Below are 26,461 nucleotides of genomic sequence, written 5' to 3'. Positions count from 1 at the left end.
TCCTCCTAATCACCATCTTTTTCAATCTTCATAATATAGTTTACGATGGTATCTTTTAAAAACTCTCTTTGGCTATCAAAGCTTTTTCTTGCATCTAATATCTCGGTGCTTAAAATTAACCCATTTATATAATTTACTAAAAAATCATCTTCAAATATATCTTCTTCTATTTCTAATTTTTTTGCCACAACAGCAAATTGTTTTTTTGCAATTTCCTTCAATCTTGGATATAAATTATATAAATCTTTGTTATAGTCTTTTGATTTCAGAAAAATCACATATAGCCTCATTAAATCAGTAGATGCTAATGCTTTATCTACTAAAATTTCTCCAATTTGTTCAAATTTATTTTTACCGTTGTTACTCTCTAAATACTCATCTATTAAAGTATTCCTATAAACATTTCCGTCAATCATTAAATCATATAACATTTCTGTGGTACTACTATAATGTCGATATATACCTCCTTTGCTCATACCAGTTTCTTTTACAACATCTTCCATCGTAGTTTTATCAAATCCTTTTCTAAGAAATACATTTTTCGCATGATTTCTTATTTGTCTCATTCTCTCTTCCTTTGGTAATCTTTTTTGTCGTGTCATATTGTTCTCCTTTATAGAGACTTTAGCGTCGCTATAAAGTTATTATATTCCTTTTAAGAGAACTTTTCAATATGTCCAATCAATTAAATTTGAATAATTTCATCCATTTTTATCGGTATTTTTTCATATGGAGATAACATCTTCTGAGTTCCTAATATATTGCCTATTTCTTGCCATATTCTAATTGTTTTCAATATATATTGATTCCTTTTACTTAAATCAGTAGAATTTAAAATGGAATTTCTAAAAAGCTCCAAAGCATTCACTACTCCATCAGGCCAATATTCATTTAATATATCCTTACAAGTTCCATATTTATTTTCACCAATCAATTCATAAATTGGCAAATCGGAAAAGAGATTCTTATCATTGATATTATAATGATTATCATCATAAAGCTCTTTATTCATGCAAGGACTCCAAACAATTGGACCATTCGTATCTACCAAAATCAAATTTCCACTATTCGTAGTAATTCCAATTCTGTGAAGTAATGTCATATAATTTTCAGAATTATCGGGCTCAATTCTATTTTGTATATTTATGGTTATGCTAATATTATTTATATAACCTATTATTGTATCAAAAAATAAATCAAAATTAGAAGTTACCTTCTGAAACTCAAATGGTGTAAACCCTCCAACTGCTCTACCTAGTATATCAATTAAAGGAAATAAAACATGAATGCTGCAATCTGCACTAATATGCCTAATTGTTGTTCTATTCTGTAATTCTCTACAAATCCTTATAAATGTATCTATTGTATTCAATTCAGGATAAAATGTATTTAAAAAATACTCACATCCATTCTCCTTTGAAAGTTTTATAAATTTAATAAATTCTTTCTCATGGATAGGATGCTCTTGTATTACATTAATTCCTTTATTCAATAGTTCTTCAACAATAATACTTCCTTTTCCGCCAGCAATAGTTGATTTTATTACCACACAAGCAACATCACATATTGATTTGTCTATTTTATTTATATCTGTGTATAAAGGCACATTATATCTCTTTGCACATTCTTTTGACCAGTTACTACCTCTTGAAAAAATACCAACTAATTCAAAATTCTCTTTATTTTTTTCTATTGCATTTAGATACACCTGCCCAAATCCCACACCAAATACAACTACTTTTAATTTTTTCGACATAGTTTTTACCTTTTTGCTTAAAATAGTCCTCTCAAAACACTTTCATAGTATTCTTCTGTTAAACAATCGACATGAGTACCCAAAATATCTTTTTTCTCTAAATCTCCTACCAAGAACTTGTTCCAATACTCAATTACATCTGGTTTACTAGTAGTCATTGTACCTAGCGGGGTATTATCGCATAACAACAAATTTACTTTACCAAAATACACTTCCGGCTCGTAATACTTAATTGCCCTAAAACTTTTCTTAAATAATTCAAAAACACCTTCAAATTGCTCTTTTGTTACATTTTTTTCAAATTCTATATTTTTCTTAGAAATATAATCATATATTCTTCTTATACGATCAGTTTTACTTATTTTACTTAATTTTATATAATCTTCTTTAACAGTTGGATATGAATCTCCTAATTCTAAGTATCTATCATCACTAAATTTTTCTCCATATTTTTCCTTTAATTGAAATATTGCATCATATATAACATTATCATCAAAATAACCTAATTTGCCGACATCAGCACCCATTGTCATTCCAAATGCTTTTTCTAACAAAATATCATTATCTGCAACTACATTCATTGGAATAGAATCTATACAAGTTACAGATACAATCTCCACTCCTTTTTCCGCCAAAATTTTTGCCATTTCTACCGAAATAAAGCCTCCTATGCAATACCCTATCAGTTCAATTTTTTTGAGTTTCGCATTCGCATTATATATCTCCTCTGCATATTTCTGACCTAATTGAGAAATAACTTTTTTATCTTCTGTCCTTAAATATTGCTCCATATCATTACAAATTATTCCAATCACATTATCATTCACTTTAGACAAGTGTTGAAATAAGTTACTATACGCATTTAAAGTTCCGCTTCCATCGTGAACAAATACCTTAGTAGTATCACTTTCAGGGTTACTTCTTAAAAAAATTAAATTATTCAAATCATTTGTTACTACTTTTTCAGAATCATAATTAATATTTTTACTTTCGTTACTCATTTCTAACCTCTCAATATAATCACTTAATTCTCTAATAGTTGGTTTTTCAATCAATGCAACCATTAATTCATCCCAATTCAATTTTTTTATTGTATCAAATTCTTCTTTAATACTAGCAACAATTTTCGCTGCCAATAAAGAATCTCCTCCTACATTATAGAAATTATCATCTAATTCTATTCTCCTAGTGTCCAATATTTTTTCCCATATAATTTTTATTCTTCTTTCCATTTCTGACAATGTAGATGATTCTTCTATAAAATCCTCTATAAAGAAATCAGCAAGTTTATTTCTATCAATTTTACAATTCTGAGTTAAAGGTATTTCAGAGATAAATTTTATATATGACGGCATCATATAATTTGGCAGTTTCATTCCTAAATATTCTTTTAATTCAGATTCTAATATACTTTCTATATCTTCATTTTTTTCAGACTGAATTGTATTACTTATTTTTACAAAAAGTATTATTGAGTTTTTATTTTTATTCGATAGTATTGCCACAGAAGTATCCACCTTAGGAAAAGAATTTGCTACAGATTCTAACTCTGCTAATTCTACTCTATGACCTCTTATTTTAACTTGCCCATCGACTCTGCCCAAAAATTCAATTGTTCCATCAGGATGATATCGACCATTATCACCAGTATCATACAATCTCTTTTTAAGTTTTTCATGCATGATAAACTTTTCGCTCGATAATTTAGGATCGTTTAGATATCCATTTGCCAATCCCTCTCCTGCAATATACAGTCTTCCTTCTACCCAATCAGGACATGTATTTAAATCATTATCTAATACGTAAAATTCTTGGTTTGATAATGGCTTTCCATACGGAATACTCTTTTCATATCTATGAGTAGGATCTATTATATGAAATATTGACCATATACTTGCTTCTGTGGCTCCACCCAAACTTACAATATCAGTATTCTTAAACAATTCTCTAATTCTGATAGGTAAATTAACAGGTATCCAATCTCCAGACAGCATAACTAGCCTTAATGAGTCTGCACCTTTTAATTGTTCCGCTTTTAAATATGACGCAAACATTTCCATTTGTGCTGGTACAGTATTCCATATAGTAATTTTTTCGCTTTCTATAAGTTTTTGCCACTCTACTAAATCTTTATTATTTTGTGGAATTATAAGTGTTCCCCCAACTGTCAGTAATCCAAATATGTCAAAAACAGATAAATCAAATGCTAAATTAGAAAGGCATAACACCTTATCTTTATTTGTAATATTAAATTTCCCAATGATGTCTGTTATTGTATTCATAGCTGCTTTATGCGATATAATCACACCCTTAGGTTCTCCAGTACTTCCTGACGTATATATTACATACGCAATATCATCCGGTTCAACATTGTTAATTTCTAATTCTTCATTAACAATTTTGTCAATACAATCAACATTCAGTATTTTAATTTCATTCAAATAGTTGCTATTCTCTTCATAAATACTGGAATTTGATGTTATAACACACTTAGCTTTTGAACTACTCAAAATTCTATTTTTTCTATCAATCGGTTGATCTTGTGCTAATGGTAAATATATCAAACCATTCATCAAACACCCCATTGTTGCTGCTATCTGCCATACTCCCCTTTTCAAATCTATAGCTACAATGTCTCCTTTAATGCACCCTTTAGATCTCAAAATTGATTGTATGGTAGCTACATAGCGCCCAAGAATCTCATAAGAATATGAAGTCTCTTCAAATTTCACAGCCTCTAATTTTGGGCAATCTCTTACGTTATTATAAAATCCATCAATCAAAGTTTTTGGCTCAAAATTTTTACTAGTATTATTAACAATACTTCTTATATTGTTTGTTTTTTTTGATATTTTTATTATTTCATTTTCTTCATATAAATTATTTTGGACTCCTTCCAATAAAGCTGTTGAAAATGACTCAAACGCATCTTTGATCATATTTTCAGGAAAAACATCTTTATAATCCCAAGTTATAAAAATACCATTATTACCTCTCATAACTTGGCAATCTATAAGCACTTGTGGTGTTTGACTTATTTTATATTCTAGATTACCATACTTGGTTATTTTATTAATATTATCATTATTTTCAATCCCAAGAGTACTAGTATATACATAAGGCATAACTATATTTCTCTTTTTTTCTTTTGATAAATGTCTAATAACATCAACCCCCGAATAAGTAGAATGCTCAATGTCTCTCCACAGTTGATTTTGAATTTGTAATGCTCTGTCAATAAATCTGCTTTTTTTGAAAAGTTGTACTTCCAGTAAATTGGTTGTCGTAAAATCCCCAACAATTCTATCAATTTCACTGTGTAATTTATCTCTTTTATTAAGTGTTATATTCACACAAAAATGATTGTTTCCAGACCATCTGCTTAAAGTTTCTACATATACTGCAAGAATCAAGCTTGACAAACTAATCCTATATTTTTTGCAAACTTCTTCTAATTCAACAATTTTTTTATTTTCTAATAGCAAATTAAATTGCTTAGTTTCAACACTTCTATTATTTCGCATGGGGATTTTAGGTGCATCCGGCATTTGAGAAATACGTTCTGTCCAATATTTCCTATCTCTTTCCATTTTTGATAAATGACTAGGAAATTTATTTCTATTTTCATTAAATACTATCACATCTCTAAAAGAAAGTGTTTTTTGAATACTTTTAAAATCTTCAAAATAATATGATTCTAATTCATTCATTATTATGCTAATACTTACAAAATCGGCAATTATCATATCTAATGAAAAATGTAAAATAGATGAATCTGAGGTCTGAGTAATCCCCATATCAAATAAAGGCCATGTTTCAACGCTGTATTTTTTATTAAATAAAATTTCCCTAATTTCAAGTAAATGTTTCTGAACTTCATCATACGTACAGTTTTTGAAATCCCATTCTTTAATTCTAGGTACTTCCCAATTATCTAAAATTTTTTGAGTTCCATTTTTCAACATCATTGCATGTAACATATCATTGTTTTTCACTACATTTTCCCAAGCCAACTGTAATTTATTTAAATCTAACTTTGGGTATTTAAATTCAGAATAAATTTTGCAATTCATGCCTCCATAATCATATGTTTGAGAACTACCAAGCATATAGGAACTTTGGATACTAGATAATGAAAAAGGTTCATACTTGTTATTCTCATCACTAATAATCTGATTATTACCACCATGGATTAAATACTCGAGAATTTCTTCTTTATACTTTCTAATTTCTTCCTTAATAGTTTCATCAACTACATTCTGAGGTGATTCATAACATAATTTGTCATTTTCGACATAAAGAAGAATTCCTTTTTCTTGATACTTCAAAAGCAAAGTATTAATATTCATTATTCTACATCTCCTTCCGTTAAATATCTTTAAAAATATCCTTTATCTATATTTTGTTCATCATTTACTTTGTCATCAGATAATTTTTCTAAGATATATTGACTCAATTTATAAATATTCGAATTTTCCAAAATAACGAATAAAGGTAAATTAATACCAAATTCATCATTTATTAAATTAACAATCTGAACTGCATTCAAAGAATTTCCACCCAAGGCAAAAAATTCATCATGCAAACCTATATCACTACTATCCAATATTTTTCCCCATATTTTAAGTAGTTTTTGAGATATATTTTTATTATATTTTTCATCATTATTACAAATTACTTTGCTGCTTTCTTTAAATTCAACGGTCTCTTCATCTTTATCACTTGTCTCATCTTCCACAAAATTTCTATCAGACAATGCAAATTGAATCTTATTTCCAACTAAATACTCAATTCTTCTAACATAGTTCAAAAACATATTATTAAGTAATTCAACACCAAAAATTTCATCTACTGAATCCCATATAATCTTTAGATTTCCATCATCTTCAATAACTTGATGATCTAACCAAACTTGCGGTGTCTGCGAAATATTATAAGAGATTTTTCCTAACCAATCATTTTTTCCACCCTGAGATAATCCTATACCACTAGTGAATACAATTGGCATTAATGATCCTTTTTCTTTCTTCTGTTTTAATCGTAACTCTCTGCTAAATTTAATTGCACTATATAACCCATGATTCATGTCGTCAGATAACTGTTTTTGTAAAATTCTAGCTCTATTTACTAATATATCTTCATTACTATTTTTGACCTCAAGGTATGTCAATGTGGTAAAATCTCCAACAATTTTATTTATATCAGGATGAATTTCATTTCTATTGAATTGTGTAATATTAAGCACAAATTCTTTGTTTAAGCTATACTCTCTCAATGTATCCGAAAATAATGTAATCAATAAAATCGCAGGTGTAACTTCATAACTTTTTGCAATTTTCCTTATTTTATTCCATCCATCTTCTGAAACGTAAGCTTCTCGTCTCGAAAATATTTGATTTTCAACTTTATCCTCAGAAATACTTCCTTTTATAATTGGAGCATCTAAAAATTCATCTAATCTGTCCATCCAATACTGCTTATCTTGTCTATATTGATCAGATTCTTTCTCTTTTTCCATAGCTATTACATAATCTCTAAATGATAACTCTGGAATAATATAATGATAATTTTCATCTTCATATCTTGTTTTTAATTCCTTTAAAATATAAAACATACTCCATCCATCAAGAATAATGTTATCGAAACTTACATGGATACGTAAATTATCGTTTTTTAATAAACTCACTTTGAAGTCAAACAATGGCCATTGATCCATTTTTATTATTTCGTGAGACATTTTTTTTCTAACTGTTTTTAATGCTATTTCCATATCATCTTCTTCAAAACAAGATAAATTATTAATATCCAGTATAAATGGAGGAACCTTCTTTAATATTTGTTGTCTCCCATCTTTCAAAATTATACATCTTAACATAGGATGTTCTCTAATCATATCGTTGATTACTTTTTGAACTCTATTTATATCAATATTTTTACAATCCAATTCAAAATAGCAATGAGAAGATACTTCTCCCAAGGAATAAGCACCACTTCTTCCTGCCCAATACGCGAATTGTACATCTGTTAATGCAAATGGCTCATTTATATTTTCAACATCAGGTATAATTTTTTGAAATGATAAATTTCTCTTTTTGTCAATTTTTTTAATATACTCTGAAAGTTCTCTCAAAACAGGATATTTGAAGATGTCTCCAATTGATATTTGTACACACAATTCTTTCTGTACTTCAGAAACAATTTTCGTCGCTGTAAGAGAATCTCCTCCTAATTGAAAATAATTAGAAGTCGATAATACATTCATATCATTTAAAATTTCTTTATAAATATTGACTAATTTCCTTGTAATTTCATCATACTTTTCTGTTTCATTTTTACCTTCAATACTTTTGCTATCATAACCAGAATCTTGATTATCATGTCCTTCTATCAATTTCCTTAATTCTTTTCTGTCAATTTTACCATTTTTATTTAAAGGCATTTCTCCTACTATTACAAATTCAAATGGAATCATATATTCAGGAATCTTGTTCTTTAAAAATTTAGTTAATTCATCTTGTTTAACCTCAATTTTATTATTTCCAAGAACATATATCATTTTTCCTGTTTTTTTAACTTCAGCATCATTAGACAAATATGCGGTTCTATACTTACAATTTTCACTTGCCATTTGAATATTTTTTATGCTTGGAATAATTTTCCCATTTCGCTCTGATAAGTCAAAATCACTAAAACCTTGTTCAAGTATAGAGGCACTGATTTCAGGCAATAATAAATTATCATTTATCTCAGTTCCTATCACAACACTCATAGGAGCTAATATGGTTTTTATATCATGCAGCATATCTGAAATATTCTGAGAACGATGTAGCGAATTATATAATATGATAATATCAAAATTTTCCATTTTGAAGTTTTCTAAATATTTATTTGAAGAATTTATTTTTATAAACTCAAAACAAGTATATTTATTTTTTATGCCTTCAAACTCATTTGCAAAATATAGTGAATTGTCCGTATAAACATATTTTTCGATTTTATCTTCAAAATTTATAATTAACTCTTCTGTTAATTCGCTGTTTCTTCCACCTATATCTAAAATCTTAAGCTTTTTATTTTTGCTATCAAATACCATTTTTATAGTTTCAATAAGTTCATTTATATTTTCTCTATAATTTTTCAGTTTTTTCAAAAGTCTGGAAGGACTAAGTTTAGATTCAGAAGCATAAAACACATCAATAGCTTGTTTCTTACCCTGTATAATATCTACCACATTATTTTTGAAATTATCTAGGTTGACTGTTGTGTCTAATGCTATATCTATTTTTTTAAATAAGTAAATACCATCTTCTAAACTTATCATACTATGCTCTTGCAATAATAATAGCCATCTTTTTACGAGCAATTCGTATCCTATATCTATTTCTCCAAATTTCATTATTTCATCAAAAGAATACCTTTTTCCTTGACTAATACCCAAATCCATGAAAATAGAAAATATCAAACCTAAAACCATATTATTTTCACTATTTAGATACTCATCATAATCAATGTATTCAGATTTCAGTTTATTTATTTTTTCATTACTACTTAATCTAGTTAATGTATAATCCTTACTCTCATTACTTTCAATAAATGCGACCAATTGATTATTAGTGCCTATCTTAATAACATCAACAACAGCTTTATTAATTTTAGGATTTTCAATTAAAGCATCTTCAATTTCTCCAAGTTCTATTCGATGCCCTTTAACTTTTACCTGATTATCAAGCCTTCCTAAAAATTCAATAGTTCCATCATTCCATGTTCTTCCAGCATCTCCAGTTCTATACCATTTAACTCCATCCGATTCTATAAATTTCTTTTCTGTTAATTCCTTATCTCCCCTATATCCCTTTGCAACACCAACCCCACCAATTAACAATTCTCCTTTAACATAGTTAGGACATATTCTTCCTAAACCATCAACTACTCTATAGACTTGGTTCTTTAACGCTTTTCCATATGGAATAGAAATCCAATTTTTAGGTATTTCCTTTGGAACATTGATATAATTTGACCAAATGGAAGCCTCTGTTCCTCCTCCCATTCCAACTACAAGAGAATTTTTGCTTCTGTTATAAAATCTTTTAGGTAATGTTGTTGCAATCCAGTCTCCAGAAAGAAAAACTAATCTCAATGGAATAGAAACATCTTTACCCTCTGCCATAGTTACTAGCATATCAAAAAGAATTGGCACCGAATTCCACATTGTTACTTCATATTTTTCAATAAGTTTTAACCAAAGTTCCGGATCTTTGAAATTATTATCATCTAAAGTAATGATGGTTCCTCCAGCCGATAATATTCCAAAAATATCATAAACTGATAAATCAAAATCAATTGCTGATACCATTATTACGCTATCATTGGCATTTACTTCATATCTTTCATTTAAGTCATTGATTGTATTAACAGCACTATTGTGTGCAATTTCCACACCTTTAGGAATTCCCGTCGTTCCTGATGTCATAATTACATAGGCTGTATCAAACGGACTAATATTGACAGGTTTTTCAATTATACTTTGAATAGTTGATTGATCTATATCAACAAATGTGATATCTGTATCATCTAAATTAAAATCCCTTATTGTATTTTTATTGGATAAGACATGTTTTATTCCTATCTGTTCATATATTTTCCTTCTTCTTTCGTTGGGTTGATTAATACCGATAGGAACATATGCTGCGCCGGCAAATAAAATTCCTAAAATACCAACTATTTGACTATATCCCCTTGGCAATGTTATTCCCACGTAGTCATTCTTTTTTACTCCAAAAGAAATTAAATTTGTTGCAATAATTAACGCCTTTTTGTATAAATCTCCATAAGTTAATTCAATACCGGATTGTGCATCCACAATAGCAACTTTTTCCGGGTTTACTTTAATCCTATCAAGAAATTCTGTATAGAGAGTTTGTTTAGGGTAACTCAAAGGCAAAATATTTTTTAATTCTTTTTCTCTATCTTCAATCTGATTCAACGGAAGAATTTCAGGCAATCTATACCAATTTTCATTATCACTTAATGATTGTAATAAAGTGTATAAAGAGTCGAACATATCATCAATCATTCCATCTGGATATAATTCATCAACCACATCCCAGCATAATACAATCTCATCATCTACTAAATAAGTTTGAAAATCGAGCCAAACTTGTGGAGTTTGTGATACCATATAGTTTATTTTCCCGAATATTTTTCTTGTTTCCTGAGTCTCTAAAGGATAATCTATATTACAAGCAAACACCACAGGTGCAATATTGATAGTTTTTCCAACTTCTTTATAAACATCTCTTTGTACCTGCACTCCAGAGTATGAGCTGTGAGAGGCATTTTCTAAAAATGTGCCAGATATAGTTTTCACTCTATCTAAAAATTTTTCATTCTTTCTTTCACACTCAACTAATAGAAGATTAGTAAAATCTGCAACCATTCTTTTAACACTATTATCATTTACATCTCTATTGAATAATGGTACATTGATCACAAATTTTTCTTGATTTGTCCATCTTTCAATAATCATTGAATATGCTGATAACAGAACCATTGATGGGGTAACTTTATTTTTATATGCATTTTCTTTAATCTTAATCCAGTTTTCTTTGCTAATAATTTTCTTTCTTCTTGAAAAAACCACTTTTTCAATCATTTCTGGTTTTTTGTTAATGGGTAAGTTAGGTGCCTCTAAAGGAAAACTGGATTCAATTTTTTTCTTCCAGAATTCCTTATCTTTTTTGTATATTTCGTCATCTATTTTTCGTTCCTCCAGATAATTTTTAAAAGTATAATTGCTATCTATTGAAACTTTATCTTCTCCGCAGTACAGCTCTACAAGTCTACTCATTATAATGCCTATGCTCATTATATCTGCAACTAGAATATCAATATCTAAAAATATTCTATGTTTTTTATCCTTTAGTAACGCAATGCTAAGGCTAGCTACTTCTCCAACTTCTATATCAAATTTTCTATGAGACATTTCTTTTCTCATTTCCAATAATTTTATGTCTGCATCTTCTTCAGATAGTGAAGTATAATTAAAAATTTTAACTTCTTTTGAGTATGGTTCTTCCATAATTTGCTGAGTACCATTACGGTTAAATTTTGCTCTAAGCATTGGATTTTCCATTTGTAAACAGTTCCAAGCAGCAGTTAATTTATCTGTTACAATCTCTTGTCCATCAATTTCTAAGTATGCGTGACACCCAACACCACCTAGAACCTGATCTTCTTCTCTCCCTACAAAATAAGCATACTGTACATCCGTTAAAGGGAACTCTTCCGAAATATTCTTTTCTCTTGATTCAGTCTTTTTATCAATATTTTTAATATTTGCTTTTTCAATAAGTCTAATCCAATCTTCAAGTGTAGGATTTTCCATTAGTTTTGCAAACGATAATTTTATCCCTAATTTTTTAAGCTCTGAAACTATTTGCATGATTTGGATAGAGCCTAAACCCTTTTCAATCAAATTGTCTTTTCCTGAAGGTTTAAATCCATCTAAGTTTGCTTGTAACATTTCATCAAGAAGTCGTACTGCCTGCTGTTTAGTTTGATATGTTTCCATATTGTAGCCTCCTTATCTATTTAATCATTTGTTGTTTTAATTTACTTTTATCTACCTTTCCAACGCTTGTTAATGGCCATTGATCAACATACTGTACTTCATCCGGTAACTTAAAAGAAGCAAGTCCTCTTTCTACCAAATAATTCCTTATATCTCTAAGTGTAAGAACGGTACTCCCCTTCAAAATAAATACACCTATTTTTTCTCCGAGAGTCTCATCGGGTATGCCAACAATTTGCACTTCTCTAATATTCTTATTTGTAAGCAAAATATTTTCCAACTCAGAAGGAACTATTTTTTCTCCAGCACGATTTATCATCTCCAACACACGACCAACAATTTTATAATTGTCTCCATATAACTTAGCGGCTCTATCTCCTGTTCTTAAAAAACATTCTTCTGTAAACTGAGTATCATTTAGTTTTGATGAATCATAATATTCCAAAATAGTATATGGTCCCCTAACTATTAGCTCTCCAAAATCTCCATCAGGAACCTCTTTCCCGTTTTCATCAACAATACGAGCTTCGTCAAACTCACTTAACTTCTTCCCTTGAGTATGTAATCTGTCATAATCATCGTCCAAAACCCTAGAGCAAGTAATCAACGACTCACTCATGCCATACAATTGCAATAATTTACAATTAAATTCTTCCTGAATCTTTTTTGCTAAGTTAGAATCAAGAACAGATCCACCTATCTGTATATACTTCAAACTGCTGATATCAGCATCATCATTTTTAAGATATTCTATACACATATTAGCTAAAGTAGGTACCAATGCCATAATGCTAACTTCCTGTTCCTCAATCAAAGGTATTATTTCATCAGGACTGGATACTCTACAAGTAACTACCTTACCACCTTTTGACAATGTCCCAATCATTCCCGGACAACAAAGTGCAAATTTATGGCTCATAGGTAAAGCTGCCAAATACACTGTATCTTCATTCATATCTGTTACATTTGCCAGTTCTTTTGCTAAATATATAAATTCACAATGCCTATTAGGTATTAGTTTCGGAAAGCCGGTTGTACCTCCTGACAATAAAAATATAGCTGTTTCCTTATACTCTAATTCTTCAACAAATTTATTTTTTCTATTTTGTCTTAAGGTACATAACTTCTCATATTTCTCTGTTTCGCCAATCAAATAAACTTGTAAATCTTCTTTCGTATCTTCTATAATATTAGACACCATATCTTCATATGAAAATCCTAAGTACCTGTTAATTCCAATATATGCTTTTGCATTTGTTTTATTTAAAATTCCCTTAACTTCTGAATATCTATGACCCATCAAGATAATTACAGGAATCACTCCTATACTCATCATTGCAAATAAAATTATAATAAATTCTTTGCTATTAGGAAGTTGAAATAATACTTTATCTCCCTTACAGAATCCTTGATTTAAAAGTCCATTAGCATAACAATCCACTTCATCTTTAAGTTGTCTATATGTCAATTCTTCATTTTCATCTACAACTGCTACTCTATCGGCGTATGTATTTGACCACATTTTCAAATGTTCGCCAACAGTTAGATGCTCCCAAACATCTTTATCATAAAAGTTGATTAATTGTCTCTTAATCTCTAAATTCATAATATTTGCCCTACCTTTTTAATAGCATAACGCAAAAACAAATTTTTCTTTTTCAAAAATCAAAATCTCCTTTTGAATATTATTTTCTTTATCTATAACTTTCATTACATTATTATTTTTATTAATAACATCGACTGTTTCCAAATTTTGAATTAAACCGACTCCTTTATATTTTAAATAAGCTTCTTTAGAAACCCAATATTTGTAAAAGTCTTTCAAACCTAATATTTTTTCATTGTTAATAAAAAAATTATTCTTAATTTCACTATAATCTATATTTCTTTCTATATTTTCAATATCAACTCCTATATCATTTCTTGAGAAAGCTACTATTGAAAATCCTGTGGTATGTGATATATTAAAATGTAAATTCAAATGATTTCTAATATATGGTTTATTATATTTACCGTAACGCCATCTAATCTCTTCGAATTTTAGTTTCTCAATTTTAGAAAATAGCAAGTTTACTATTGCTTTTGTTACAGCATAATTAATTCTGTCACTTTCTTTTCTATACTTCCACATAATTTCAATTTGATCTTTACTTAAATATGGAATACATTCACTTATAATTCCATAACTATTTGTTTCTACAGCAACTACTGCTATACAATCATCATGTATAAATTGAACTACCTCATTAATGTCAAATTTTGTTAGTTCTGTAATTTTAATTATTTTTAACGTTTTCATTAATATAGCTTTTTATTTCCCTTATAACCATTTCAGGAGATGTATTAACAAACATATGCTTGCCATCTATATATTTATAGACGAATCCTTTTGTTGTATAATCTTGCCATTTTTTAAGTTCTTCTAATTTCATTTCTTGATCTTTATCTCCCATAAGTCCAAGTATGGGACTTTCTAATTTTTCATGTTTTGTATCTTGATAGTCTTCGTCTATTACAAAATCTGCTCTAAGTGTCGGTAAAAAAATTGAAATCAATTCTTTATTATCTAATATCTCTTTCGGGGTTCCCTCATATCTTCTTAGCCCTTCTATAAAACCTTCGTCATCAAGGTAATAGATTGGGTTTGGTTCTTTATACACTGGAGCACGTCCACCTGAAATTATTATTCCTCTTGGATTTTCATATCTTGAATTTTTGATCTTTAAGGCTATTTCATAAACTATTTTTGTTCCCATACTATGTCCAAATAAATAGTAAGGTTTTCCAAAATCAAAATTTTCTTCCATATCATTGAATAATGTTTCAACTAAAATATTAATATCACTTATAGCTTTTTCAGAAAATCTATTTTCTCTTCCTGGATATTGAGCAACAAATATCCTTACATCTTCAAATTCATATTTCCAATTTCTAAATGCAGATACTCCACCTCCTGCAAACGGAAATATAACAAGACTAGCTTTAATATTGTTTTCGTCTAATTCTTTATTTAGCATTTCAAAATTTTTTGACATAAATTCACCTTTTAATATATTTTTTGTTAGCAATAGCTAACTTTTATTCATTATATACCATTTGATAACATTTATCAATGAGTTTTTGAACGTTTTTGTAAAATAATTAAAAAAAATAGCATAAAAAACTTATTTAAAAGTTATCTATGCTATTAATTATAAGGTTTCATTAAAATGTTTTTTTAATTTTTTAAACGTTTCATCTGATATAACGTGTTCTATAAGACAAGCTTCACTTTCTGCTTGTTTAGGATTAACTCCAAGTTTAATGAATACGCTAGTAAGATACATATGTTTTTTATACATCTTTTCACAAAATTTTTTTGATTCGTCTGTTAAACGAATTATTTTATCATCTCCATAAGTTATCCTGCCTTTATTGTCAAGTTTTTTTAGCATTCTTGTAACCGTCGGTCTTTTGTAATCCAAATAGTTAGCAATGTCTATATTTCTAACCTCTTCATTTTCCAAAGATAAAATATATATGGCTTCTAAATAATTTTCTTCAGCAAATTCCCTGTGTAAAATAAATTACTCCCCCTCTTAAATTGTTAGTAACTAATAATTTAATTAAATATCTTTAAATATGATAATTTAAAATATTTTTTAATATCATACATATTATTATAGTTGTAAAAGTATCTATTTCAAAGTAATTTTTTTAGTTTTTTAAAATTTAAGTTATCATAAAATAGTGTATTTTTAAATTAAACAAAGTATAAATTTCTAATTATCTTTTTATATTTTCTTAAATGCTCGTAAAGCCTTATTCTATGTGCTTTCGAGTATTTTTACTGTAGGAAGATACTTCACGTTTCTTTGCATATTTCCTCATGTCTTAGCTGTCAGAAGTGGTAAATAAGTAGTAAATTCATTTGTACTACTAAGCAACAAGACGCTCCTGTTGCTTCTCTTTATTCAAGCGTTTCATTTCTGCCATTGCAGAATCGAATGTTGCATGTGCGTAATAGTTCAGCGTCATGGCTATATTAGCATGTCCCATAATGTACTGTAATGCCTTTGGATTCATTCCTGCATTTGCATAGTTGGTACAGAATGTATGTCGCAAACTATGTGGAGTGATGTGTGGCAATTTATCCTCGTTATACTTATTGTATTTCTTAACAAGACCTTTCATCATGCCGTTGTAATCACTTGCCACTTTTGGATAGTTCTTTCTATTAAGAAAGAGGAAATCACTATATCCATCAATCTCAACACGCTTATCATTCTTTCGATTCGCTAACACTCGCTTAAATGCTTGATAGGCTTCTTCAACCATAGGAACTTGACGTTCGCCACTTTTGGTCTTTGGTGTTTCAATGTAGTACCCAATTTCAGTATCTCTCAATAGCTGATGGTCTATATTGACAAGACGATTCTCAAAATCTAAATCTGGAAGTGTCAAACCACCAAACTCTGAAATACGAAGACCTGTTTTTAAGAGTATCAGAATTTCATCATAATTTTTGCTGTAGGTTTTATCAGCTTTTGCAAAGGCTAACAGTTTTTCTTCCTGTTCTTCTGTTAGTACGGTCTTAGGGACAGTATCATCATCAAGAACTGCTTTCAGTTGAAAGTCAAATGGATTCTTCCGAACACAATCATCTTGTATAGCAATATAGAATGAAGCCTTTAAAGAACGTTTGTAGTTATTGATGGTTTGATAAGCATAACCATTTTCACTCATTCTAATAGCCCATTCTTTAGCGTCTGATGGCTTAATACTGTCAATACTTCTTACACCTAACTTGTCTTTCTTCAAAATATCCATAAGATATTTGCGTCCAGTTTCAGTGTTTTTTCTAACCTTTGGTCTTTGAGCGTTCTGTTTTGCGTAAAGCTGGCAGAGTGTCATTTTCTTTCCTACAACATCAATACCATCATGAATGTCTTTCTGTAACTCTGCGATTTTCTCTCTAAGTGAGATACAATCACGCTTTCCTGCTGGTACTCGGTCTGTAGCCACAAGTTTCCACGAGTAAACAAATTGCGGTTCTCCAAATGAATCTATATATTTGTATAAGTATCTTCCGTCTTTTCGTTGGCTCTCTCCAGTCTTTAAGATTCGACCTTTATTGTCACGTCTTTTTTCTGACATGGCATTTGCTCCTTTCCTTTATGGAAAGAGCCTTGATACGACTTAATACTATTTTATCATATACAAGACCCTTTGGCGACGCTAGATTGCGTCCAATGTATCTATAATTTTTTCAAATTGTTTTCGTTTAATCTGAATACGATTGCCATTCATAATCAGCCAATTTGCATTTTTATTTTCCTCTGCCAAGCGTCGTAGCTTGTTTTCGCCAATACGAAAATATTTTGACGCTTCTTCAATGGTTAGGGTATAACGTTCCCAAATAGGAATGTCAGTCTGCTTCATAAAATCCTCCTTTCCAAATCACTTATTTGGATTTCATAAAAGTTGTTTTACCAGCAATCGAACAGCTTTAGCAAAGCTCACGGGAGTTCCACCCCTGCATGGTTCTCATGTAGCCATACTCATTGCCTGCGACGGTTTTATCACGCTCGGACTATTGACTGTATGGGAGTATCATTATCACGATAAGAATGTCGTTGCAGGCAATCCTGCTAAAGATTGCTTCTCGGATCACTAACATGAATCGCTCGCTATCTTTATAAGATAGGTCATGGCGGTTAGTTCCGTTGGCTCTTTTCTTATCGAAACGTATTCGATTACTTTTATTCAGTTTTCAAAGAACAATGGCTCGTTAGCCTATCAAAACACATTGAAAGCTCAATATGCTTTGGTGGAATAACAAACCTCCCTGTTCGGGAAGCGTGGAATGGTTTAGCACGCTTCCACGAAAGGAGAGAGGATATTACTTAATTTCAAATGACAAAATCTTTGTAATCAGTCTGGTTTCCATTCTTCCACGTAAGACTTCATCAACGACCATACTTTGATTGCCATATTCATCTTTCATAAGTCGTAGGGAACGCTTCGTTATGTACCCTCTGTAATGATGTAGAATCTGGTTAATCGCTTCGGTATCGCCATCTGTTGCCTTTACAATGAGAGGAAAGGGAATCATAGGATATTGTGTTTTCATTCTTCAAATTCCTCCATAAACTTTTTAATTAAGGCTAGTCCACTGGTTCTATGCCGATAGACAGTAGAACGGTTCAATTTCAACAGGTCTGCAATTTCTGAATCGCTCATGTCCATAAAGTAAAACAGCAGTAGAATTTCACGTTTCTTGTCTGGCAACTCACGTAATGCTTCACTCAACAAATCATTTTCAACGCCTACTGATAACCCATTGAGTGTAAAAATCTGAAAGTCAGTTGAATAGTTATCTGTTGTCGCAAACTGGCTAACAAGATAATCGCCAACATCCGAAAAGGACACCTCACGCTTTGCAATCCTTGAAAGATAAAGCATATAATTCTTTCGCTCGTCTTCCATAGCACGTTTACAGATATAGTCAAACTGATTTTCTATTGTGGTCTGAAAAGAAGATGGTTTCATGTTTCTCACCCCCTTTCTGTCTAGGAAAGGAAGTGAGCCTTGCTCGTTTATCTCCTTTCACTCTTAGTCCCAATGTGAAAGGGGGATTTGTTGCATTACTGATAAATAAACTTTGTAAAAAAGTTCTGAATAGCCAAAAAAGCATATAAACAGATTTATTTCTCTGTTTACATGCTTCTGTTATTCTATCTATATGATTTATAAAACCACATTGGTGGACGTACTTATCTATTGCAGATAGACGACTTTTTTTGACAAGAACCCAATGTAAGGAAATTTATTGTATATGATGTACTTCATGGCGACGTTGACCTCCAACAAACCGCCATTTGGAAGTAATATACAATATTTTAACAGCGTAAATAGCACTACCATATAACGGTTTTTTTTATTGGCGTTTAGTAGTGCTTTTTATTAAATATAAACCTATAAACCATATAACACGTTTTTCTATACCTGTTTTTAATTCAGTAGGAACAATAAAATGTATAGAGGTGGTCTACTATGCGTAAAAAAGAAGATAAATATGATTTTAGAGCCTTTGGTTTAGCCATTAAAGAAGCTCGATTGAAACGAGGTTTAACTCGTGAACAAGTGGGAGCATTGATTGAAATTGACCCACGGTACTTAACTAATATTGAAAATAAAGGGCAACACCCCAGCATACAAGTTCTTTATGACCTTGTATCGTTACTTCATGTTTCCGTTGATGAATTTTTCTTACCTGCTAATAACTTGGTAAAAAGCACCCGACGATTACAGATAGAGAAATACATGGATAGCTTTACAGACAAAGAACTATCCTTAATGGAATCTTTAGCCAGCGGTATCAACGAAGCAAGAAACATCGAAGACTAATTAAAAGAATCCATACATAACGGAAAGAGCCGATAAAATGAGATTGTATTAATCTCATTTTATCGGCTCTGCGTCTTTGCGTCTGGCTCTGTAATCACAGTTACTTTGAACTGCTTTATTTCAATTAAATTTTCTTGTCTGCATTTCGGACAATAGAGGGGGAATTTTTTTAATTCAGTATCTTCCCTTATCTTTAATCGTGTTTTATTTCCACATACAGGACACAATATCCACTTGTAGTTTATAATAACTATCTCCTCCTTTACACTTTAATTCAAATCTTTATTAAAAAATATTTCATCTTATTTAACAAGAAACCATATTTATATAACAACATAAAATACACTAAGTTATTTTATTGAACATATATCGTACTTTATCTATCCGACTATTTGGACGACGGGGCTGGCAAACAGGTTCACCGGTAGTAACATGGTACCCTTTTAACTCTGTTAAACAAACACTACGTCCATTTGTAAAGAAAGTTAAATCACTACGATATTCTTGAATACACCGAGCAGGGATTTCTCCACTAAGAATGACCTCATTATTTTTCAATTGAGTGTCTACGATGTTCGCACAATATTTAGGAGCATCGTTGTATGCTCGTGAAAGATATTCCTGTGGCGCATAAATTTTAAAACTAAGATATGGCTCTAACAATTCTGTTCCAGCTTTTTTTAAGACTTGTTCCAATACAATAGGAGCAAGCATCCGAAAATCTGCTGGGGTACTAACAGGGCTATAGTATAAGCCATACTTAAAACAGATTTTACAATCCGTCACATTCCAACCATATAATCCTTGTTCGCAACCATAGCGTATCCCTTCCATAACTGCATTTTGAAATGATTGATTTAAGTATCCAAGAGAAACCGAGCTCTCATACTGCATTCCACTTCCCAACGGAAGCGGTGATACAGATAAACCAATGGAAGCCCAGAAAGGATTTGGCGGCACTTCGATGTGAATGGTATATTCTGCATTTTTTAACGGTCTCTCCATATAAATGACTGTAGGCTCTTTTAGTTCTATCTCCACATGATACTTTTCTTGCAACAGTGCACTAATCACTTCCATTTGTACTTTCCCTAAGAAAGAAAGTATAATTTCATGTGTCGTAGAATCCACGTAATATCGTAGAAGCGGATCACTATCTGAGATTTCCAAAAGGGCATCAAGCAACATTTCTCTCTGTTCAGGTTTACTCGGTTCAACAGTTGTTTGTAGTAGAGGGTGCGGATTTTCAATCTTTTTTCTCTGTGGCAATAGTTTTGTATCTCCAAGAACACTATTTAACTTCAAAAACTCATTTTGCAAAATAACAATTTCTCCAGAATAAGCTCTATCAATCTTACATAATTCACCATTTATTGAAGTATACATTTCTGTAACTTTTATTTTTTCTTTTTCTGATACTCTAACCGAATCTCGTAAATGTAGTACTCCACTATAAAGGCGTATATATGCAAGACGTTGTCTTTTTTTTGTATATTCAATTTTGAAAACATTTCCGCAAAGTTCAGACGGACCTCGATGTGTTGATGAATAAAATTTATTCGTAATCACTTCTATAAGGTTATCAATCCCTATATTGTTTTTTGCACTTCCGTGATAAACAGGGAACAGGGAACAATTATGAAATCTTATGCTTTCCTCTTGTTCGAGTTCCAATGCTTCTAATGATTTACCGGACATATATTTCTCTAAAAGGTCATCGTTTCCCTCTATTACCGTATCCCATTGTTCAGATTCGGTAAAGTTCGTCACACACATATTAGGATACAGTTCTACCTTCTGTTTGATTACAATTTCGGCAGAAAGTTTCTCTTTAATATCCTGATAAACCGTTGATAAATCAATTCCATTTTGGTCAATCTTATTGATAAAAAAGATTGTGGGAATCCCCATTTTCCTAAGTGCATGAAATAATATACGAGTTTGTGCTTGTACGCCATCTTTTGCAGAAATCAGTAGAATTGCCCCATCTAAAACTGATAATGAACGATATACTTCTGCTAAGAAATCCATATGTCCTGGCGTGTCTATGATGTTCACCTTCGTATTTTCCCACTGAAAAGAGGTTATTCCTGTCTGAATTGTAATTCCTCTCTGACGTTCTAAAAGCGTATTATCCGTCCTCGTTGTACCTTTGTCCACGCTTCCTAATTCTGTAATCGCTCCACTGTTATATAATAAGCTTTCTGTTAAGGTAGTTTTTCCTGCATCAACATGAGCTAAAACTCCAATATTAATAATTTTCATGTGATTTTCCTCCATTCAAAAACCCAAAAGGGCATAAAAATCCCAGTGATAAATACTTTTATCACTGGGATTTTTATGCATAACCATAGGTATACAAAGCATACAGATATTCTCTGGATACTTTAGAATCACATGATAAAGGTATTCTTAAACTGGGTACAAAAAACTAAGCCCTCCTAAAAAAGGACATCTAATTATTTGTTCCCGCTATCAAATTGACAGTTTATTTAAGAATACCTTGCCGCATATTTATTAACTCCTTTTAAATAGTCACTTAAATAATAGCACGTAAGAGCATATTTGTCAAGGAATCTCCAATTTTTTATCAAAAAGAGTACATGATTACAAAGTATCTGTAATCATGTACCAATATTTGTTATTTTACAATCTTCCAATTACTCCCGTTCTTTTCAAGTACCAAATCAAATTGAGATACCTGCGTTGCTTTGGTCTGCTGGTCGATATACTCCACTGTCAGCGATACCGTGACTTGATTATCCTTACGATTGTGAATAGGATTTACCAGTTCTTGAAAGATGTACTCTTTTCCGATTGGTTTTAATATCCCGTCATTCACATAGTAGGAAAGTTCACTGGCTGTCGCTGTAGGATAGAGCTTGAAGAACGTCGTTAAAAACTCATTGATTTCATTGGTTGTAATGGAATCAACCGTCCCCTCACTTTCAATGGCTTTTGGTTTATAACTTGATTTCTTAGGTATGTTGGTAATGGTCGGATTCTTAACCAGTACCATATTTCCAGAACCATCTACATAGACACTCACTATATAAGCAGAGTGGACGGTCTTTGTATTTTCTCCCTCTGTAATGAGCTGGTCTACACTGTAGGTTACATTAAACTCATTGTCGCCAGTTGGCTCTACCGTCCATATCTGAAATCCTCTTACAGAAGACGATACAGGAATATCTTTGCGTACTGTATCAACATTGAGAGCTTGAAGTTCATCTGTCAGATAGCCTTTTAGACTTTCCATTCGATTATCAATGGACTTATCGGATTGCTCCCATGAATAGTAGACTTTCGCAAAGTTCTCTACAAAATTTTCTACATGATGAGTATCAACGTATTCCTTTTCTATGATAGTTGTTTCGTGAATAGTATGAGTATCTATAGCTGTAAAGTGCTTGAATATCGCAAAGCTGAAACTAAGCCCTAAAAGTACCCACAAGGCAATCACAACCTTTTTATGAGGATTGACCTTATAGACACGAGGTTTCTTTTCCTTTGGTATCTGTTTTTCTTTATTCTGATTTTTTCTAAATTTCATCATTAAATCTTCCTTTCTCATTGTTTGATTCGTCCTGCTCCCACTAAATGCTGTTGCCAGTAGGGGCTTGTTAAGTCGGCATAACCGATTGGGTCGCCTGCATGAAACATACGGTTATTGCCAAGGTATATCCCAACATGAGTAATATAAGAGCCAGCGTTATAGGTAGAATGAAAGAAAACCAAATCGCCAGCTTGTGCTTCCGATAGTGGGATATGCTGGGTCACATCATATTGCTGTTGTGCGGTTCGTGGTAAGTTAATTCCAGCTTTTCCATACGTCCATTGTGTCAGTCCGCTACAATCAAAAGAAGTAGTCGGGGAAGCTCCACCGTAAACGTATCGCCAGCCCTCATATTTCAGTGCTTCGTCCATGATGGCTTGTACCGTATCATCATCAAACTCTGTTGTGACAAGATACTGCGTTACCAGTTGCACATAAAACATATTGCCATAGTTGTATCGCCAGCCCCCATTGATAGGTATGGCTATGGGATTGGGGTAAGACACTTTTTCGCCACCTGAATACTCTTTTGAGAAACTTTGAGCCAGTTCAAAGGTATATTTATTTCCACGATTAGCCACATACCCTAAGAAACCACCACCATAATTGTAGGACTGGATAACCGATTCTAAATCTACACTGAGCCTTTCGCTACTGGCTAATAATTCACTGAAATACTTCACACCTTGCTTAATGGATTCTTCTGTACTCAATGAATTAGGTGGAAGACCGAGGGATTCCGAGGACTGCATAACATCTTCCGCAGTACCGCCCGATTCCACCTGTATAATCGCAAGAAGTATGTTGACATATTCTTCAACGCCATATTCTTTGGCATATTTTTCTACCATAGGCTTATGAGCCAGCACTTCTGCGGAAACATTCACACCTCCATAATGAATATTGGAAATTCCGCTGTCCTGTTCATCTGAAAATAAAATGGCAACAAACAGAAGCAGTGAGAAGACCATCAAGAATAATCCAGAACCACCAATCACTAAAGTTTTCAACTTCATGGTTTCTTACCGACTTTCTTAATGGTGGCGGTTTTGATTGGTGGTCTACTTCTTGTATTTTGTAGTGGTACTCTTTGAACAGTAGACGGACGTTCTTTTGTGATTGGACGTTGTGAAGTTCTATCTGCTGTAGTGGTTGAAGTTGCTGGCTTTTGAACGGTTTTTTCTTGAACGGTATTGCCTTGGCGTTCCACTTTTGGACTTGAAAAATCGGACTTAACTGCTGGACGCTCTTGTTTGGCTTGTTGAGATTCCTTATATGAAGTCTGAATATTAGACTGTTTTGAGGTCTGTTCATCATGATATTGTTCTTGTCTTGTAGTCGGTCTTTCATGAACAGAAGAAGCAGGCTGTTTTTTCTGTTTGACCTGTTCCATTTCAGAGCGACGCTTCGCAATGGTTTTTCGCCTTTGTTCCTGCTGTTCCTTGCGTCCACTGGCTCTGTCCGCTTTGGTTTGAGAAATACTACTGGTTAAATCACGGACATTCTCTTTTACTTTGGATTTTCCTTGATATACTGCATATCTTGCATTGGTCGGCAAATCTTTAACCTGTTCTTTCAAACCACTAGCAGTGTCTACCATTCTGTCTTTGGTATCAGCTACTGTACCGATGGTTTGACCGATACGTTTTCCAAGTGTTGATTTTTCCTTTCCGTCTGGTCGGGAGTGATCTGCTTGTGTCCTTGCAGAACTCCCCGAACCCGACTGTCCTTTTTTACCTGTAACAATGGCAGACCCAGCCCCTAGAGTAGTCATGGAACGTCCAAGTTTCCGCTGTAGACGGTGCATGTGAGCGTGCATAAGCATACGAGGTTTTCTCATCACACGACTTCCCACACTTTGAGAATCGTTACTCTGTAGAGAAAACATACTCATTAAATCGCCCAGCTTGAAGTAGATTCCTGCAAAGGTCACAATCTGTAGAAAAGCAATCAAAAAGAACGGATAACCAGCCGATAAGGTATAGAGCATGGTTGAAATACTAAATGCTGTCGTAATAATCAATGTGATTCCAGCTCGTGTCAAAATGGTATTAAAGAGCTTTGTTATGGCTCGTTTTGACATACCATCAAATGATGGAATCATGCTTAAAATAAAGCTCACAGGCAGAAACATAGCATAGATGATAAAAAGTACCTGCGAGAAAATCATGATTCCTGTTAATAGGAATACAAATATGGAAATCCCAATATTGAAGACAAATAGGAAGAAGACTGTACCTAAACGGTTAATGGTCTTTGTAATGGTTAGATTGGTATTGCTTCTGTCTTCAATTTCTTCCGCAACAATTTTTTCTCTGTCTTCGCCATTGTTGGAATCTGGGCTGGTGGAGAGCAGGCTTTCCACACGGTCAATACCGATACTTTCAATGTCTGAACTGTTGTATTGAAGCAGTAGCCACGGTTGCTGAACCTGTATGGAAAACAGGCTATCTCTGATTAAGTCCACGCTGTCCTTGCCTTGACTATCGGAATGGGGCATGACAATCTTCGTGCCAAGTGATAAACTGGCATTACTGATGTCTGATGAAAAGTCATTGATTTTTTTAATGTAGTCGGGAGCGTAGGCAATAAAGGAAGCCGATAGGATAAACACCAGCACAAAATTCATAATGGCATGAATTGCCTTTGTGGTTTCTCTCTTTATCAGTCCCGTATAGGCAACATAAACCCCAAGAACCAAAATCAAGAGTAAGAGGAATCCAACATAGAAACCCTCTGTTGAAAATCCGTTTGCACTCACACCAGCTAAGGTCTGCATATTCTTACCAATGGAATCTGCTGTAGCGGAAATGAAGTCTAAGGAATAGGCTTCCTGTACTAAGTAACCTGTCGCATTGGAAACATACAAACTGATTGTCCAAATAAAATTGGTAATGGCATATAGTCCATACATGACCTGTTTTCCAATCCCGTCCGACCAGTTCCACGGAAGCCAGCCCCAGCTATTATCCACATAAAAATCCAGTTGATAGTTTTCAAGTGGGTATCGGCTGTATTCATTTGCCACATTGACCGTATCATCTACCAAGCCCGCAGCTTGAACCACCGTTCCCAGCATGGCTAAAAGAAAAATGGCAATCACAAGTGTGAAAGCCACTGTCATTGCCACTTTACCTAGACGTTTCAGCGTCCAGTTTGATTTTATTCTGTTTACTATTGATGGTTTCAC

The 26,461-nt window shown here is 32.2% G+C and carries 19 protein-coding genes and 1 pseudogene; 2 read left to right on the top strand and 18 right to left on the bottom strand.

What is annotated here, in order from left to right; genetic code table 11:
• Positions 1 to 5: 5 nt before the first annotated feature.
• From C7381_RS01825 to C7381_RS01780, 10 genes are all read right to left on the bottom strand, one after another.
• Positions 6 to 602 carry a TetR/AcrR family transcriptional regulator gene (locus C7381_RS01825; RefSeq protein ID WP_022620600.1) on the bottom strand — a complete coding sequence of 199 codons (597 nt, stop codon included), beginning with the start codon at positions 600 to 602 and terminating at the stop codon, positions 6 to 8.
• Positions 603 to 685: 83 nt separating this feature from the next.
• The gene (locus C7381_RS01820; protein ID WP_022620599.1) at positions 686 to 1,756 is read right to left on the bottom strand and encodes a Gfo/Idh/MocA family oxidoreductase; all 1,071 of its coding nucleotides are present in this window, start codon (positions 1,754 to 1,756) and stop codon (positions 686 to 688) included.
• Between the two features lie 17 nt (positions 1,757 to 1,773).
• Complete coding sequence (locus C7381_RS01815; protein ID WP_116479665.1) at positions 1,774 to 6,105, bottom strand: non-ribosomal peptide synthetase; 4,332 nt, start codon at positions 6,103 to 6,105, stop codon at positions 1,774 to 1,776.
• Between the two features lie 29 nt (positions 6,106 to 6,134).
• On the bottom strand, positions 6,135 to 12,326 hold the full coding sequence (locus C7381_RS01810; protein WP_116479664.1) for a non-ribosomal peptide synthetase: 6,192 nt from the start codon (positions 12,324 to 12,326) through the stop codon (positions 6,135 to 6,137).
• A gap of 16 nt (positions 12,327 to 12,342) precedes the next feature.
• Complete coding sequence (locus C7381_RS01805) at positions 12,343 to 13,932, bottom strand: AMP-binding protein (RefSeq protein WP_022620596.1); 1,590 nt, start codon at positions 13,930 to 13,932, stop codon at positions 12,343 to 12,345.
• Positions 13,933 to 13,950: 18 nt separating this feature from the next.
• Positions 13,951 to 14,625, bottom strand: coding sequence for a 4'-phosphopantetheinyl transferase family protein (locus tag C7381_RS01800; RefSeq protein ID WP_022620595.1), 675 nt, complete (start codon positions 14,623 to 14,625; stop codon positions 13,951 to 13,953).
• On the bottom strand, positions 14,603 to 15,361 hold the full coding sequence (locus C7381_RS01795) for a thioesterase II family protein (RefSeq protein ID WP_108830666.1): 759 nt from the start codon (positions 15,359 to 15,361) through the stop codon (positions 14,603 to 14,605). Before C7381_RS01795 ends, C7381_RS01800 begins: the two co-directional genes overlap by 23 nt.
• Before the next feature lie 156 nt (positions 15,362 to 15,517).
• Complete coding sequence (locus tag C7381_RS01790; protein ID WP_073998359.1) at positions 15,518 to 15,889, bottom strand: metal-dependent transcriptional regulator; 372 nt, start codon at positions 15,887 to 15,889, stop codon at positions 15,518 to 15,520.
• Between the two features lie 355 nt (positions 15,890 to 16,244).
• A complete protein-coding gene (locus C7381_RS01785; RefSeq protein WP_001291561.1) occupies positions 16,245 to 17,462 on the bottom strand; it encodes a tyrosine-type recombinase/integrase in 1,218 nt (405 codons plus the stop codon).
• 81 nt (positions 17,463 to 17,543) lie between these two features.
• Positions 17,544 to 17,747 carry an excisionase gene (locus tag C7381_RS01780; RefSeq protein ID WP_000814511.1) on the bottom strand — a complete coding sequence of 68 codons (204 nt, stop codon included), beginning with the start codon at positions 17,745 to 17,747 and terminating at the stop codon, positions 17,544 to 17,546.
• On the opposite strand from C7381_RS01780, the gene C7381_RS08675 reads away from it, so the two are divergent.
• On the top strand, positions 17,731 to 17,982 hold the full coding sequence (locus C7381_RS08675) for a hypothetical protein (protein ID WP_001845478.1): 252 nt from the start codon (positions 17,731 to 17,733) through the stop codon (positions 17,980 to 17,982). The two genes, C7381_RS01780 and C7381_RS08675, sit on opposite strands and share 17 nt — an antisense overlap.
• A gap of 225 nt (positions 17,983 to 18,207) precedes the next feature.
• On the opposite strand, the gene C7381_RS01770 is transcribed toward C7381_RS08675, so the two are convergent.
• Complete coding sequence (locus tag C7381_RS01770) at positions 18,208 to 18,438, bottom strand: helix-turn-helix domain-containing protein (RefSeq protein ID WP_000857133.1); 231 nt, start codon at positions 18,436 to 18,438, stop codon at positions 18,208 to 18,210.
• Entirely contained in the window at positions 18,435 to 18,857 is a 423-nt protein-coding gene (locus tag C7381_RS01765) for a sigma-70 family RNA polymerase sigma factor (RefSeq protein WP_000804885.1), read from the bottom strand. Before C7381_RS01765 ends, C7381_RS01770 begins: the two co-directional genes overlap by 4 nt.
• A gap of 504 nt (positions 18,858 to 19,361) precedes the next feature.
• On the opposite strand from C7381_RS01765, the gene C7381_RS01755 reads away from it, so the two are divergent.
• Positions 19,362 to 19,715 carry a helix-turn-helix transcriptional regulator gene (locus C7381_RS01755; RefSeq protein ID WP_001227347.1) on the top strand — a complete coding sequence of 118 codons (354 nt, stop codon included), beginning with the start codon at positions 19,362 to 19,364 and terminating at the stop codon, positions 19,713 to 19,715.
• Positions 19,716 to 19,774: 59 nt separating this feature from the next.
• Here the strand turns inward: C7381_RS01755 and C7381_RS01750 are convergent, their stop codons facing one another.
• The 6 genes and pseudogenes from C7381_RS01750 to C7381_RS01725 all read right to left on the bottom strand — a co-directional run bounded on the left by C7381_RS01750 (position 19,775) and on the right by C7381_RS01725 (position 26,461).
• Positions 19,775 to 19,942 (bottom strand): cysteine-rich KTR domain-containing protein, encoded by a 168-nt coding sequence (locus C7381_RS01750; RefSeq protein ID WP_000336323.1) that lies wholly within the window; start codon positions 19,940 to 19,942, stop codon positions 19,775 to 19,777.
• 118 nt (positions 19,943 to 20,060) lie between these two features.
• Positions 20,061 to 21,980 (bottom strand): tetracycline resistance ribosomal protection protein Tet(M), encoded by a 1,920-nt coding sequence (gene tet(M), locus C7381_RS01745; RefSeq protein ID WP_000691727.1) that lies wholly within the window; start codon positions 21,978 to 21,980, stop codon positions 20,061 to 20,063.
• A 15-nt stretch (positions 21,981 to 21,995) separates the two neighbouring features.
• A pseudogene (locus C7381_RS08825) lies at positions 21,996 to 22,043 on the bottom strand (tetracycline resistance determinant leader peptide); the annotation flags it as partial.
• A gap of 313 nt (positions 22,044 to 22,356) precedes the next feature.
• Positions 22,357 to 23,289 (bottom strand): conjugal transfer protein, encoded by a 933-nt coding sequence (locus C7381_RS01735; RefSeq protein ID WP_001224319.1) that lies wholly within the window; start codon positions 23,287 to 23,289, stop codon positions 22,357 to 22,359.
• Positions 23,286 to 24,287, bottom strand: a complete 1,002-nt coding sequence (locus C7381_RS01730; RefSeq protein WP_000769868.1) for a bifunctional lytic transglycosylase/C40 family peptidase — start codon at positions 24,285 to 24,287, stop codon at positions 23,286 to 23,288. The genes C7381_RS01735 and C7381_RS01730 overlap by 4 nt, the downstream gene beginning before the upstream one ends.
• Positions 24,284 to 26,461 (bottom strand): CD3337/EF1877 family mobilome membrane protein, encoded by a 2,178-nt coding sequence (locus C7381_RS01725; RefSeq protein WP_000804748.1) that lies wholly within the window; start codon positions 26,459 to 26,461, stop codon positions 24,284 to 24,286. The genes C7381_RS01730 and C7381_RS01725 overlap by 4 nt, the downstream gene beginning before the upstream one ends.

Source organism: Ezakiella coagulans (assembly GCF_003096635.1).
GTDB classification, from domain to species: domain Bacteria; phylum Bacillota; class Clostridia; order Tissierellales; family Peptoniphilaceae; genus Ezakiella; species Ezakiella coagulans.
This window is presented reverse-complemented; position numbering and strand designations above follow the sequence as displayed.